Genomic DNA, 15,085 nt, shown 5'->3' with positions numbered 1-15,085 from the left:
CTCACCTGCTTCCGCTCGCCGCCGGCATGTCCGGGCGGAAGCCTTCCAATGACGGCATCGGCGGCCGCATGACAATCGGCACGGCGTCGCCCGCCCGTGCGGAGGCCGCGCGGCGCGAAAACACGTCGCTGAAGCTCAAGGCGATGATCAGGAGGCCGGACGCCGGGCCGTAGTTCAACACCGTGATCGTGAACAGGTTGACGACGAAGATCAGCGTCAGCTTGTACACGTCGGTCGCGCCGAATGTCGCCCTGAATACCATCACCATGAACGCGACGAACGGCAGACCGAACATCAGGTAGGTCCCGATGTAGAAATTGTCGACGGGCACCCAGAAGTGCGCGAGCGGCGAGAACAGCTTCTGCGGATAGTTGAAGCAGCCCGCGCCGCAGCCCGTCACCAGACCGATCGGCATGAGCTGGTTCATGTAGACGAACGGCAACTGCCAGCTGTTGTTGATGCGATCGACGATGCTGAACAGGGTCGAGTGCGGGACGGCGGCGGTGCCGGAAGCGATCACGATCATGAAGAACGGAACGAAGATCGCGGCAAAGGACCATTGCGCAATGCCCCTGATTGCGGGAAAGCGCGACTTCTCCGGCAGCATGCGCACGAACACGAGCAGGAGCAGATAGAGCACGAGGACGATCATCGTCGTCTTGCTCGTGGTCAGCTTGATGACATAGACCGCGAGCGAGCCGAACAGAAGGCACCACGTCGTGCTCTTGCGAATCGAGGTGATCGCGAACGACACGAGAATGAAGAAGGCGGCCATGGTGTTGTCGGCCGCAAAACCCATGAGGCGCTGGTCGTCGCCGCCATAGGCCCACCACAGCCGGCCCGCCTCTCGAACTGCGCCGAAGGACTCGTATTTATACCCGACCCAGGGCATGAGATAGAATTTGGTCAGCAGCACCCCGATGACCGAGAGGTAGAAGGTCACGGCGATGACCGACAGCAGCTTCTTGTACGAGCCGAGACTCGAATCACAGAAGCAGAAGCCGACGAACACCGGCAGCATCATCTTGAAGGACGAGATCGCTGCGTTTGCCGTTCCCATCATGAAATAGCCAAGCACAAGCGACAGCATGATCTGGACCAACACCAACAGGGCCAGGGTGCTGCGATTGCGCAAGATGCAATGCACGATGAACTGGATCAGACATGCAAGCGCGACCGCATCGGGCAGATACCAGAGCGCATCCATGTGATAGATGCTGGTATAATAGCGGATTACGCCGCCAAAGGCGTCGCGGACCAGATAGACCCCGAGCGCGATCGCCTCGATGCTGAGGCTGATCAGGATCAGACGTGGCCGTTGCATTGCGAGGATGCTCATGCCCGACTCAGTTCGTCAGCCGCGCCGACGGCGCGGGGGATGGCGCGAAATCCCGACGGCTTCCCAGCACATTTCGCATGAACTTGCCGCCGGGAATTTCGATGTAGAGATAAGTGAAGTGCGAGACCGCTAGCACGGCGGCCAGCGAGACGACGAGATTCAGCGTCGCCGGCAGGCCCGCCCAGACCGAATCCAGGGCGGCGATCCGCCCCGCCCCCACTGCCCGCACGAAATATTCAGCGAGCAGCACCACGAGCGCGTGCACCATGTAGATGGAGTAGGAACGTTTCCCGAGCCAGACCAGCGGCCCCGCCACCAGCATCCGCGGCACCAGCAGAGCATCTGGAAAGGCCAGCAAGCTGCCGAGGAAGATCGCGAACGTCACTGGCGCGAGGAAGGTTGCCGCGGGATTGGTCTCCGCCAGGGACACCAAAACGATGCTGGCGATCATGGCGGCGAACTGCAGCACGCCCTGCGCGGCAGGGCCCGGCTTGGCCGGCAGGCGATCGACGATCCTGACCGTCAGCACGCCGAGAAAGAAGCTCACGAAGCAGCGCAGGATGCCGAAGTCGGTCTGAAGTCCGAGGCTCCTCTTGTCGAGCACGAAAATGATGACGACCAGACTCCCCACCGCGAGCAGCCCGCAGAGAACGTAGAACCACAACAGGGAACGCATGCGCTGGGCCAGCAGCACGATCAGGCCAAATACCAGATATGTGTAGAACTCGACGCTGATACTCCAGCTCGGCGCATTCCAGCTGAGATAGTCGATGAATCCCATCGAATGCAGCAGCAGGACGTTGAGACCGAAGGAATAGGCATTGTTCACTTCGAACGCCGCCGGCGCGGCCACCACGACACCGGCCATGACCAGACCGATCCGCAGGAGGCGAAACAGAAGATTTGCCATCAGCATGACGATGTGCAGCGGATAGACCCGCGCCAGGCGCCGCACCATGAACTCGCGCAGCGAGAAGCGCCCGAACTCGCTCTCGACGTAGCTGAGCGACATGACGATCCCGCTGAGAACGAAGAACAAGTCGACCAGCAGCCAGGAGCTTCTGAAGAACGAGCAATTGATCCACGCATTGTGCGGGAACGCCGCGAGGAAGGTCGGCATCAGCAGGAGATGGTGAATCACCACCGACGTCGCGGCGATCCCCCGAATGCTATCGAGCGGCAGGACATGCGCCTTCTCACGATGAACCATCTCCGTCACATCAACATTCCGTAGCTATTGCACCGCAGCAGTGTGTATCAGGTCTTGCGCGTGTTCAATCTCTGCGATCGCGGACTCGCATTCGACGCATGAGGGTCGACGATAATTTCAACGCTCGCAGATCATTCGGACATGCGAGCGCCAAGATCACGCCACTTTTTGCCTGGGATCGACATGCGTCGGCGCGCAAATCAATTCGGCCGTGATGATTGCGAGTATTTGCGCGCAAAGTGTGCGCGAAATTCGGCGCTGTTGCGATCAAGCCGACCGCGAAGACGTCGATCTCTTCGCATGCAGGATGCCGCACATATCGCACTGATAATTTTTCGCAAGCGGGGAACAATGAGTCGCGTGACGACTTGTGTCGGTTTTGCGACGCATGCTCGCGATACTTCGACGTTCAACGCCTCTTATGTTTTCAGTTTGCAACATTCCTAGGCGCCAGCGTGCCGATCTCGCAGGCATTGCATATCTTCATTTTGCAACCGACCGGGAAACAGACAATGCACGCGTTGTCTCGCGAGAGCACGCAGCTTTTGCATCGCACAAAAATTGACACAGTTGCATGCCAGGTTTCGCGTGTTCTCCTATTGCAACAGGGAGCAAGGGACACGGATGGGTTGCGGATTAACACGTCGTTTTGCGAGATCGCGATGGCTACCGATCATCTTGGCAGGTTCTGTCTTGATGGTGTCGAGCATCGATGCTTGCCGCGCCCAGTGCGTCGAATTTACGGATCGTGCCTCGCAGCTCCAACTCGACACGTTCGTAAAATCGCCCTCCTCGCTTCTGGAGCAGCTGCGCAATGACAAGGAGAAGCTGAGATATCGGCTCGCCACATTTATCGCCACGAACCCGTCGGTGTTGCCGTCCGTGCAGACCCTCATCTCGGCGTCGACTTCAACCGACCGTTCAGCCATTGGCGCCGCGTTGAGGATCGCCGAAGGGCGGTGCACGTCGACGAAGCCAGACGCTGCGCGCAAGATCAGGGATTTCACGCAGCGGATCGGCGATCTCAACGTGCAAGCAGGTTATTCCGCCGCCGGAGAGGACGCCTCCGGCGCCCAGGCCCAATCGCAAGACAAGGGCCGTGCGCAACCGCCCCGAGGCGGGGCACTGCTCGACGGCGAGTGGAAAACCAAGCTGGCCAACCCGTTCAAACCTGTCCCCCTTCCGAATTGATCAGCGATCGTCAAAAGGCAGCGAATTAACAGATGTATCAGCCTAGAGAACATTTCCCGTCGGGCCACAGATTCGGCATCGAATTCGGCGGAGCGGTCCTCAGCTTCGAACGCGTAGCCGATGTCCTGCGCCGGCAATGGCCGATCATCGCGGTGTGCACCGGCGCTTCGCTGGCGCTGGTGATCGTCTATCTGATCATGGCGCAACCCATGTACACGGCGAATGCCCGCATCATGATGGATACCCGCCAGGCGCAGGTGCTGGACAAGGACAGCAACGCCAACAGCGCCCTCATCGATACCGGATACGTCGATAGCCAGGTCGAGGTCATCAACTCGGACGACCTGATCCTCTCGGTCGTCCGCCGCCTGAAGCTGACGGACGATCCGGAGTTCAATGGCTCCAATCCGGGTTTGCTCTCCATCGTCCTCGGCAAGTTCATGGCGTTGTTCAGCTCCGGAGAACCGGCGTCGCAGGAACGACTCGAGCACGCCGTGGTCGAGCAGGTTCAGAAGAACCTGAGGACGGAACGCGTCCTGACGACCTATGTCTTGTCGCTGAACTATCGCTCGCGAAGCCCTGACAAGGCCGCCAAGATCGTCAACGCCATCGCCAGCGCCTACCTTGTCGGCGCCCTGGAAGCCAAATATCAGTCCACCAAGCGGGCGACCGAATGGCTTCAGCAGCGCAGCATCGAGCTGAGCGAGCAGGCAACGGCCAGCGACCGCGCCGTGCAGACCTTCAAGGCCGAAAACAACATCGTCGGAACCAGCCGCGGCCTGATGTCCGAACAGCAATTGTCGGACCTCAACACCCAGCTGGTTCAAGCGCGGGCGTCGACGGCCGAAGCCAAGGCCCGGCTCGACCGGATCACCGCGATTTCGGACCAGGACGTCGCACAATCGACGGTGACCGATGCTCTCAACAACTCGGTCATCACCCGCCTGCGCGCGCAATATCTGGACCTCCAGGCCCAGTATGCCGACTGGTCGAGGCGCTATGGCAAGCAACATCTTGCTGCGGTCAATCTGGCCAACAAGATGGAGGAGCTGCGCAAGAACATCGCCGATGAGTTGCATCGGATCGGCGACGCCTATCGCAGCGACTATGAAATCGCAAAGAGCCGAGAAGCCTCGCTCGAGAAGAACGTAAAGGAACTCGTCGCCCAGGCCGGCGATACCGGCCAGGCTGCGGTCAAGCTGCGCGATCTCGAAAGCGCCGCCGACACCTACCGCAACCTCTACAACAACTTCCTCGAGAAGCTGCAGAGCGCGACGCAAAATCAGAGCTTTCCGCTCAGCGAGGCGCGCCTCATCAGCACCGCCACCAAGCCGGATCGCAAGAGCTCGCCGCGCACGGTCCTGGCGCTGGTGGGAGGCCTGGTGGGCGGCCTGTGCCTCGGCTTCGGCGCCGCCTTCGCCCGCGAGCTGCTCAGCGACGTGTTGCGGACCCCCGGCGAGGTCGAGGACGAGCTCGGCGTGAAGTGCCTCGGGGTCCTGCCGGACATTCGTCCGCCGACGAAGACCGGCGCGTTGCTTTCGACGTCCGCGAAGACAGGTCCACCCGATCTGTCCCGCTACGTCGTCGATCATCCATTCTCGCGCTTTGCCGAGACGTTGCGCAACATCAAGGTATCGATCGACGTTGCGCGCCTGACCCGCGAGATCAAGGTGATTGGCATCGTGTCGTCCCTTCCCAAGGAAGGAAAGACGACGGTGGCGGCCAACTTCGCCCAGTTGATCGCCCTCACCGGGCATCGCACGGTCCTGATCGACGGCGATCTGCACACGCGCTCGCTCACGCGAGAGCTCGCGCCGAACGCCAAGAGCGGACTGGTAGAGGCGCTCAACGATCCGGCCAGCCTCGGCTACCATGTGCAGCGAAGCAAGGAGACAGGGCTGGATTTCCTGCCGTCCGTCGTGGCCTCCCGCATGGTCAATTCGGCCGATGTCATTGGATCGAAGGCGATGGCCGATCTGCTCAAGGTGCTGAAGGAGCACTATGAGTACATCGTGATCGATCTTGCCCCGGTGATGCCGGTGGCGGATTCAAAGGCCGTCAGCTTCCTGATCGATGCCATGGTCTATGTAATCGAGTGGGGGCAGACGACGCGAAGCGCTCTTCAGGAGTCGGTTTCCGGGTCGGAAGTCCTGCAGAAGAAATTGCTCGGCGCCGTGCTCAACCGCGCCAATCCGAAGATGCTCAAGCGCATCGAGGCGTACAAGGGCAAGCACCACAACAGCTATTACGTCGAGCATGCCTAAAAGGCAGAGGCGCGGCGCCGCGCCCAGCCGAATTGTAAAGACGTTGGGCCCGCTGCCATTTGGCAGCGGGCCTTTTTTCGCGTCTTGCGCAACTGTCGCCTGAAGAGGAACGAGCGCGCCTTCGCACCACGAGACGGAAGATTGCGCCGAGCCCACCTCGGACTTGCTGAGGCCTCCGTATTCGTCCGGAATCCACAACTTGCAGTTATTGCTCTAGCCAAAAGCAAGGATTGACGAAGGCGACGATGGCGAGGACAGTGCGCCAATTGGCAATCATTCATCGGTAATACGAGACAATCCGGTCCTCGATGCTTCAAACTGCTGAAACTTTGGGCATCTTTCTTTCTGGGTTCCCTGAGGCTAACCTCGGCTGATATTTGTCGTTCATTTCCGGCGGGCTCGGAATGCTGATCGTCCTGACGATTTTGACTATTTGGGTTCTGCTCAACATCCTGTTCGTGTTGATCGTGGTTCCCCCCCGTAAACCGCGTCCCCAGCCGATGGCGACGACACTCTCACCCGCGCCCATCGACCCGAGTCAAAGGGAAATCGAGCAGGACGAATCCTTCTCGATCCGCCATGTCATCGTTTCCGTCGCGATGGGAGCTTTCTTCGTGCTGGTGCCGCCGTTGCTTGCCTTGCGCGACGCGATCATGCGGCTCTTCAGCAGGTCGTCGAGAGACGGAACCTGATCCCTCGAGGATCCGGTTCCGGACAGTGAAGAAATTGAATGACTAATATGCTTCCTGGAACATTACTGCGGACGCCGTCCGGGCCATAATCTTCAGGTCGAGCCAGATACTCCAGTTGCTGACGTACCAGACGTCATATTCGACCCGCTTCTCCATCAGATCGATCGTCGGCGTTTCCCCCCTGAACCCGTTCACCTGGGCCCAGCCGGTCAGGCCCGGCTTCATGTGATGCCGGTAGACGTACTTGCTGATGATCTCGTCATAGTAATTGTCATGGGCCAGCGCGTGGGGGCGCGGCCCAACCAGCGACATATCCCCGCGCAGCACGTTCCAGAGCTGCGGCAGTTCGTCGATGCTCGTCATACGAAGGAAGCGCCCGATCTTGGTGACCCGAGCATCCCTCTTGGTCGCCTGGGCAATCGTTTCGCCGTTCTCGCAGACGGTCATGCTCCGGAACTTCCAGATCTCGAACGGCCTGCCATTGAAGCCGCGGCGCGACTGGCGGAATATGACGGCTCCCGGGGAATCCAGCTTGATCAGCACGGCAACGGTGAGCAGCAGCGGCGTCAAGACTACGAGCGCGAACAGGGCCACGCCGACGTCGAGACAGCGCTTTTGCAGCCGCTCGAGAATGGTGAGAGGCGGCCGCTGGATTTCGACCGCTACGGTTCCACTGACCGGCAGGAAAGGACGAGCCACCAGATCCGCGACCGGATCGTCCGGCAGCAGGCGTATCGGCTGCGGGACCGCGCGCAGATATGGCCCGAGCTTGCGGAGCATCGGCAATTCGTTCCAGTCGATCGCAAGCAGATATTCATCGACGTCGGCCGAGCGCGACTGACGGATCACGTCGCGAATCTGCCGCTCCCAATGGCCGTCATCCCGGTCGTCGCCAAGCACGAAATGGCGCATGACGTCGAAGCCATTTCTCCGCAGGTCCTTGAAGCGGCTGGAGGTGAAGTCGAGCGGCTTGAGGCTGAGCAGGATCACCTTGCGATCGACCAATCGGCTTCGCGCAAAGCTCGTGCCAAACACCGCCTGCCAGACGAAGCGGAGGCTGACCAAACCAAGTCCGCCGATCACGGCAAATACGATGACGGTGCCGCGGGAGAGGTTGTCGGTTGATTTCAGCAGGAAGGCCGCAACGGCAAGGATCGTCAGCGACGTCAGCCAGATAAACACCGCCTTTCGAAGCTGCCAGACGATGTTGAGCAAGCGGTGGGTGGCGTAGACATCCCGGAAATAGGCGACCGCGACGAACACCACGCCGACAAACAACCCCGCTCCCACCGAAGCGCCGTCGGCGGGTGAAGCGACGGCCGCGCCGTACAGCGAAGCCCCGGCGGCATAGCTCAACAAGATCAGCAAAAAGTCAGCCGCCATGACGACGATCTGAAATGGCCTCTGAAGAGCGCTGCCGCGCATCGACGACAGCGTGTGAGTGTTTTCAGAACCATAAGTTGCAACAGCCATTCGTACCTCTGTCTATCGAGAGAGTGTCTGACGCTCATCGTGATGCTGAAGACTCGTCACTTCCCCGCACGGAAAGTGTTGAGTGATCGCAGCGACATTGTGGCGCTGCACGCAAAACTTTTGCGGCGCACGGATCATGCGTCGTGTTGAAATGCGCAGCGAAATTCGACGCGCTGAAAATGTCGTCACAGTGATGACATATGAGCGAACGCGTTGCCCTATTTTGAATCAAGTTCCACGTCCACCGCGATGCTTTGCCGTCGTGTGAGCGACTCCTCGCTCATCTTTCAGGCGATGGAATCCCTCGGCGAAGCACAATGAGTCATTTGCGAGAATTTCGATGATTTTCTATCTGGGCGTGCGATGCAAAATTGCGCCAAGGCATGCATCTTTGCTGCACTCTCGCCTTGAGCGATGCAATCCTGCGGACCGACCATTCGCACCGCCGGTCGCATACCCAGGTGGGCAAAAAATGCCGCGCCCTTCTTTTGGCGTGATCGAGCCGGAGAACAAGGACGCTCCCTCGCCAATTTCACGTCGTTCGTGTTGGATGGAAGCTCTCCGGTGCCGGCGACTTGGGGAAATTTTTTCGACCACCCGATCGATTGAGCGCCATGATATCTCTCGCCCGACCACGCCCGCCTGTGCCCAAACCGCAATTGCCGGAGGGAGTCCGCATCTATGCGATCTCGGACATTCATGGATGCGCACATCTGCTCCAGCCGATGTTGCGGGTGATCGACGCCGACATCGCCTGCAGCCGGCCGCGCTACGCGATCGAGGTCTTCATGGGCGATTACATCGATCGCGGCCCGGATACGCGCTCCACCCTCGACGTCCTCGTCGAACGGAGCCGCCGGGGCAACGCGGTCTTCCTCAAAGGGAATCACGAGGCATTTCTGGTGAGGGTGTTCGAAGACCCTTCACTGTTCGAGGATTGGATTGCCGTCGGCGGGACCCAGACGCTGATGTCCTACGGGCTCGCGCCGCCGGACCTGAAGCGCGACGAGCCGGCATCGATCATGCGCGATCTGATTCGGGCGATGCCCACCGAGCATCTGGAATTCCTGGACAATCTGCGGCTGAGCTTCAGTTGCGGAGACTTCTTCTTCGTTCACGCCGGCGTTCGCCCCGGCGTTCCATTGGCCGAGCAGACGGAGCGCGATCTACTCTGGATTCGCGAAGAATTCCTGCGCAGCGAGGAGCAGTTCGGCAAGTACATCGTGCATGGCCATACGCCGGTCCGCAGCGCCGAATTCATGGCGAACCGCGTCAACATCGACACCGGCGCCTATGCGACCGGCAACCTCACCCTGATGAGCATCCAGGGCAGCCGCATGCTCGCGGTATGACGCGGAGCCTTGGTTCGCGACGGCTAGCCCATCGGACCATGGCATCGACCTCGACCGGATCTAGTTGAGCAAGCGGGGCTTTTCCAGCCGCGCGCGTGTTTCAGCCATCCAATCGTTCCAGGCTCGCTCGTGCTTGACGTAAAGCTCCAGCCAGCGCTCCCCATGTCCGTCCTGTCGGACACGGCGTGCCTCGACAAGCAAATCGGCGCCGGGGCGGGAGCTCGGATTATCCAGCGCTTCGAACTCGACCGTCTCCGAGATCGTCAGCCCGACAAGCACGCGTTGTCCGGCGCCATCGACGATGTAACGCCGCGGCGCATCCTTCTTGGGTTCGCTCATCTCGTCATGCCCCATCGTACCAGTGAGATCCCGCCAGCGAATCGGACGTTGCCTAAAAGGCTCGTCGAGCGTGGCCGAACGTCGAGGTGGGAGTCGGTCCGGTCATTCGGCGCGAGGCGCCGCGGGACGGGTTCGCAGGGCTTCGTTGCACGCGCCAAGCGCGTAGCGCGTATCCCAAGGTGAGGCCAGCGCCGAAAATGAAAGCGGAAAGGAATGTAGAAGTCATGGGAGTCGCCCTAGATAGTCCGGGACTCATCAAGAGCGAGCAGTGTGTCGACATCATGGTTCTTGCCGACCTCGGGCGCCGAAAGATTGTTCATGCCTGACCTCTTACGTGCATGCAGCACAACTCCCGTGCATTGACCGCTGCGATCAAGATCACTCATTAGAGTCACTCTATATAAAGAGATGTCCTCGCGATCCCGATCTGTCCGAAGGCTGCTGCCGTCGAACGGACCTGGCACGCCCTCCCACGAACAGGAAATTTCGGGCCGACCGGCCAATCCATGCCCTTGCAACCAGTCGGGACCCGTCGCATTATTTCGCATCTCATATTACGAGGGATTCAATCCAATGAACGTCCGCGCCCTTATTCCATCCATTGCCCTGTCCGCTCTCGGTCTCGCTTTGACAGCATCCGTAGCACCGGCCGCCGAGTTGGCGGTTGCTACAGCACATCAGCGCGCGGCCTACGCGCAAACCGGGGTCGTGCTGTGGGATGACGTTTACCCGCCCGCGATCTACGGCCCGCAGCTTCGCTCCGTCGAAGAAGTCGCAGCCATGAAGGCGCAGGCGCGTCCGGTGTCCCAGCGCTGGTGGGGCTATTGGTACGTCCGGTGAGCGCGGGAGCGCTTAGCTAAGAGCGCCCTGAGAGGCCAGCCACCTTCGCCCAGCCACCTTCGACCACAGACCGCCGATCCACCGGATAGCCGGTGGCGGCGGTTTTTGCTTGGGCTCGCGCGCCGATTGCCGGGACGGCGGCTCCGGAGACAGGCCGGCAGGCGGCCAACGCCTTCTCCGAAGCCGGTTCCCTCTCAGCTCAACAGGAAGTTGCCGTTGTGCAGCGTGCCGCTCGCATTCTGCAGGCTCACATCCATATCACTCGTTCCGTCGCCATCGATATCGATCTGAAGATAGTCGTTACCCGGCCCGAAGTTCTGCAGATGAGCCGAGGCCTGGTTGCCGCCGAGCAACGCCGCATTCTCCACGTACTCGATGTGACCGCCGGCGACGCTGATGCCTGAGAACGTAAAGCTGTCATTGTCGGCATCGAAACTGTGGATGGTATCCGCGGCACCGGCGGCGGAATCCGCGGTGCTGACGAAGCGGAAGTTGTCATGGCCCGCACTGGCGAAGATCTCATCCGCACCCGCGCCGGCAGAGATCGTGGTGTTACCCGACGCATTGCCGATCGTGATCCTGTCGAAATTCGCGGCTGCATTGACGGTTTCGACATTGGTCACCGTGATGTCATAGACATTCGCGTTGAAGTTCAGAGTGTCGTCGCCGCCGCCGAGATCGATCGCGTTCGCCGGGCTGCCCTGCAACGTCAGAATGTCGTTCGACGAGCTCCCGTTGAGCAGATTCACGTTCCACAGATTGTCGAACGAATTGCTGCCTGCGGCGAGATTCAGGACGTTGGCCGTCCCTTCGCCGAGATTGACCGACACTCCGGACACGGTGTTCAGAAGCGTGACCATATCGTCCGACGGGTTGAGATTGCCGGTAAAATCACTGCCGTTGAGGTTTTCGACACCATTGATGCTGACCGAATTCACCCCATTGGCGAGCGACACCAGATCGTTTCCACCGCCCATGTCGATGAAGATGCCGTCGACGGTATTCGTCAAGCTGACTGAATTATCGCCGGAATTGCCGTTGATGTGCTCGACGCTGAGCGCGGCGAATGCCGCGAAGTTTCCGTTGAGAACGATCGTATCCTCGCCATCGCCGAGGTCGACCGCGACGCCGTTGGCCGCGGCGATCGCACCGGTCACGGTCAAGGTGTCGTCGCTCGCGGTTCCGTGCACGTGGTTGACGTCGTAGATGTTCACGAACGAGTTCGCGCCGGCTGCGAGATTCATCGTATTGTCGCCGTTGCCGAGGCTGATGTTCAGGCCTGTGACAATCGTCGACAGGGTGAGCACGTCGTTGACGCCGGGCGCCACACCGAAATCGGACCCGCCGACTCCCTCGACACCGACCAGGCTGAGCGTGTTGGCGCCGCCCGCGAGATTGAGCTGATCATTGCCGCCGCCGAGATCGACGACCAGTCCGTTGGCGGTCGTCGTGAGGTTGACGAATTCGTCATTGCCGCTGCCGACAAGGTTTTCGACACCTGAGAGATTGAGCGTGTAGCCGTTACCGAAGGTGCCGTTGAGCAGGACGGTATCGCCCGTCCCGGCTCCCAGATTGATCCCGTGTCCGAAGATATTGGCTCCGACTCGAAGATAATCATCTCCAGCCGTTCCGATCACGGGTGCCGTGTTAGAGAACTGTTGCGTCGAGAGGTCGATCGGACTGCCCGAAGCTCCCGACGACAACAGCACGATGGCGTCGCTGAACTGCAGCGCTTCGACATTGGTCAGACTGTCGGTGCCGTCGCGATTCACGACATTGTCTTGAACCTGGACCGTTCCAGCCGTCGTGACGGTGTATTGCGATTGCGTACCCGAGAAGATCACCATGTCAGTGCCGGCCTCGCCGTCGATCGTATCGTTGCCGCCCTGGCCGGTGATGCCGTCATTGCCGCCGCCTGCGTTGATCGTGTCGCCACTGCCGCCGCCGAAGAAGAACTCGTTATTCGAGCCGCCGACGAGCGTGTCGGCCTGGTTCGACCCCTGGACGCTGTTGACGCCTCCCGTGATGAAGTCTGCGCCGGCCGCACCGCTCACAATTCCCGTCGAAAGATCGACGGAAACTCCGCCCCCGCTCGCCTGAGAATACGAGACCCGCGTATTGCCGTTGCCGGTGATGGTGTCGTTACCGAGCAGGCCTTCGAACAGGTTGAAGGTGCCGAACGATCCGGCCGAAGTCACGCCGGTGAATCCGGTGGCATTATAGGTGTCGTTCAGGTTGCTGCCGGTCGCACTGTTGACGCCCACATAGGTATCGGTGCCGACAGAACTGCCGCCGGTCGCAGTCCCCGCCTGCAGGTTGATCGTCACAGCATCGGTCGCGCTGGAATAGATGATGCGGGTGTTGCCGTTGCCGGTGATCCCATCGTTGCCGGCCAGGCCCTCGAACTGGTTGAAGTTGCCGTTGTTGCCGACATTGTTGGTTGCGCCGTTCTGGAAACCGACTGCGCCGAAATTCGTGGCCGTGAAGACATCGTTGAACGTGGTGCCCTGGGCACCCTCGATTCGGCGGAACGTATCATTGCCAATCGAACCGTCACCGGTCGCGGTGCCTGCCGTGAAGTTGATGGTGACCGGGCCGGTGGAGAAGTAGATGTTGTTGTAGCTGATGACATCGAAGCCACCTCGGCCGTCGATGAAGTCGTCACCGGCAAGTCCGGTGAAGGTCTCCGTGGCCGTGGTGATATCGCTGCCGCTGATGGCGTCGTTGAACATCGAGGCCATCACGGCGTTGACGCCGCTGAACGTATCGTTGCCCGTGGATAAGTCACCGCTTGCAGTACCTGCCAGCAGATCGACCGTCACCGCGCCGGTGGCGTTGGTGAATGCAACGCGCGTGTTGCCGTTACCGGTGATGCTGTCGTTACCTCCCATGCCGATGAATTCGTTGAAGGTGAGGTTGGAACCGGCATTTTGACTGCCCCCGCTGAAGCCAACGGCGTTGAAGACGTCCGCAGCGTTCGAGCCGCGCACTGACTCGACCGATCGCAGCGTGTCGGTGCCGACCGTCGCGGCGTCGCCTGTCACGGTTCCCGAGGCCAGTTGAACGTTGATCCCGCCCACTGCGGCCGGGTCGAGCGCGTAGTCCGCCCGATCGAAGCCAGCCCGGCCGTCGATGAAGTCATCGCCGGCGCGGCCTTCGAAGATTTCCACGGTTCCGGCGCCGTTGGTGCTGCCGAGCAGTTGGTCGCCAAACCCAGAGCCGACAACTCCCCCGAAGCCCGAGCCCACCAGGGTATCGGTACCGACCGAAGCATCTCCCGTCGCCGAATGGGCCGCCAAATCGACGGTCACGCCGCCCGTTGCGTTGGCATACGAGATGCGCGTCAGGAGCGCACCCAGGCTGTTCATCGCGCCCGTGATGCTGTCGTTCCCGCCGCGGCCTTCGAACTCGTTGAAGCCCACATTGGTCCCGGCAATACCGGTATCGCCCGCAAAACCGGTCGCGTTGAACGTGTCGGCATAGTCGCTGCCCACGATCCCCTCAACGTTCACCAGCGTGTCAGTGCCGACCCCTGGACCCGTCACGGACCCTGCCGCGAGATTTGCGGTAACGCCGCCCGTTGCAGCGACATAGTCGGCGCGGTCGAAGCCGAGGCCGCCATCGAGCAGATCATTACCATCGAGGCCCTTCAGCCGGTCGTTGCCGCCGAGGCCGCTCAGGCTGTCGGCATAGGCGGTACCGACCAGTGTATTTGCACCGGCGTCACCGATGAGATGCACGCCCTGCCCCAGGATGAAGTCGGCAGCCGTGAGGTTCGACAGCGTCACGTTCAGCAGCGTGAGGGTGTCGCCATTGCCGAAGTTGATGACCGTGTTCGGCCCCTGTTGGGTGGCAAGCGCCTGAACGTCGGCAAGGGTCGAGACACTAGGGATCCCCGTGAGGTCGATCTTGTCGGCGTCCGTCTGCAGGAAGTCGCCGATGGTGTCGGCGCCGCCGCCGGCAGCGTAGACAAAGGTGTCTGCACCGATGCCGCCGTTCAGGCCGTCGTTGCCGGCACCGCCGCTGAGCAGATCGTTGCCGCCGTTGCCGAACAGCTGGTCGTTGCCGCCAGAACCGGTGATTGTGTCGTTGAAGTTCGAGCCCGCAGCGCTGGTCACCCCTCCGATGATGGTGTCATGACCCACCGAACTATCGCCGTCCACAGTACCGCTTGCGAGGTTGACGATCACGCCGCCGGTCGCGTTGGCGAACAGCAGCTGCGTGCTGCCGTTGCCGGTGATGAGGTCGTTGCCGGCGAGGCCCTGGAAGGAATTGAAGCCGATGAAGCCGGTCGCGTCGTAAGTGTCGGCGAAATTGCTGCCATAGACGCTGTTGACGCCCGTGAAGGTGTCGTGCCCGACCGACACGTCGCCCGCGACCGAGCC

Annotated in this window: 10 protein-coding genes; 5 read left to right on the top strand and 5 right to left on the bottom strand. The window is 60.8% G+C overall.

Annotated elements, in window-relative coordinates; genetic code table 11:
• Position 1 precedes the first annotated feature (1 nt).
• Together A3AS_RS0140920 and A3AS_RS0140915 are read right to left on the bottom strand one after the other, a co-directional pair.
• Positions 2–1,339, bottom strand: a complete 1,338-nt coding sequence (locus A3AS_RS0140920; protein ID WP_020508829.1) for a hypothetical protein — start codon at positions 1,337–1,339, stop codon at positions 2–4.
• A 7-nt stretch (positions 1,340–1,346) separates the two neighbouring features.
• Complete coding sequence (locus A3AS_RS0140915; RefSeq protein ID WP_018323196.1) at positions 1,347–2,549, bottom strand: acyltransferase; 1,203 nt, start codon at positions 2,547–2,549, stop codon at positions 1,347–1,349.
• 696 nt (positions 2,550–3,245) lie between these two features.
• Between A3AS_RS0140915 and A3AS_RS0140910 the strand changes: the two genes are divergently transcribed.
• The 3 genes from A3AS_RS0140910 (at position 3,246) to A3AS_RS0140900 (ending at position 6,696) form a co-directional block, all read left to right on the top strand.
• On the top strand, positions 3,246–3,740 hold the full coding sequence (locus tag A3AS_RS0140910; protein ID WP_018323195.1) for a hypothetical protein: 495 nt from the start codon (positions 3,246–3,248) through the stop codon (positions 3,738–3,740).
• Between the two features lie 32 nt (positions 3,741–3,772).
• A complete protein-coding gene (locus tag A3AS_RS0140905; RefSeq protein WP_018323194.1) occupies positions 3,773–6,004 on the top strand; it encodes a Wzz/FepE/Etk N-terminal domain-containing protein in 2,232 nt (743 codons plus the stop codon).
• Between the two features lie 404 nt (positions 6,005–6,408).
• Positions 6,409–6,696 carry a hypothetical protein gene (locus tag A3AS_RS0140900; RefSeq protein ID WP_018323193.1) on the top strand — a complete coding sequence of 96 codons (288 nt, stop codon included), beginning with the start codon at positions 6,409–6,411 and terminating at the stop codon, positions 6,694–6,696.
• Positions 6,697–6,738: 42 nt separating this feature from the next.
• Here the strand turns inward: A3AS_RS0140900 and A3AS_RS0140895 are convergent, their stop codons facing one another.
• A complete protein-coding gene (locus A3AS_RS0140895; protein WP_018323192.1) occupies positions 6,739–8,169 on the bottom strand; it encodes an undecaprenyl-phosphate glucose phosphotransferase in 1,431 nt (476 codons plus the stop codon).
• Positions 8,170–8,783: 614 nt separating this feature from the next.
• Here A3AS_RS0140895 and A3AS_RS0140890 point away from each other — a divergent pair.
• A complete protein-coding gene (locus tag A3AS_RS0140890) occupies positions 8,784–9,521 on the top strand; it encodes a metallophosphoesterase family protein (protein ID WP_049815135.1) in 738 nt (245 codons plus the stop codon).
• Positions 9,522–9,581: 60 nt separating this feature from the next.
• On the opposite strand, the gene A3AS_RS0140885 is transcribed toward A3AS_RS0140890, so the two are convergent.
• The gene (locus A3AS_RS0140885; protein WP_026202887.1) at positions 9,582–9,860 is read right to left on the bottom strand and encodes a hypothetical protein; all 279 of its coding nucleotides are present in this window, start codon (positions 9,858–9,860) and stop codon (positions 9,582–9,584) included.
• Positions 9,861–10,433: 573 nt separating this feature from the next.
• On the opposite strand from A3AS_RS0140885, the gene A3AS_RS0140880 reads away from it, so the two are divergent.
• Positions 10,434–10,700, top strand: a complete 267-nt coding sequence (locus A3AS_RS0140880) for a hypothetical protein (RefSeq protein WP_018323189.1) — start codon at positions 10,434–10,436, stop codon at positions 10,698–10,700.
• Positions 10,701–10,894: 194 nt separating this feature from the next.
• Here A3AS_RS0140880 and A3AS_RS0140875 read toward each other — a convergent pair.
• On the bottom strand, positions 10,895–15,085 hold a 4,191-nt coding region (locus A3AS_RS0140875), incomplete at its 5' end, for a M10 family metallopeptidase C-terminal domain-containing protein (protein ID WP_020508828.1).

Origin of the sequence: Bradyrhizobium sp. WSM2793, from assembly GCF_000379585.1 — a bacterium.
GTDB lineage: Bacteria > Pseudomonadota > Alphaproteobacteria > Rhizobiales > Xanthobacteraceae > Bradyrhizobium.
This window is presented reverse-complemented; position numbering and strand designations above follow the sequence as displayed.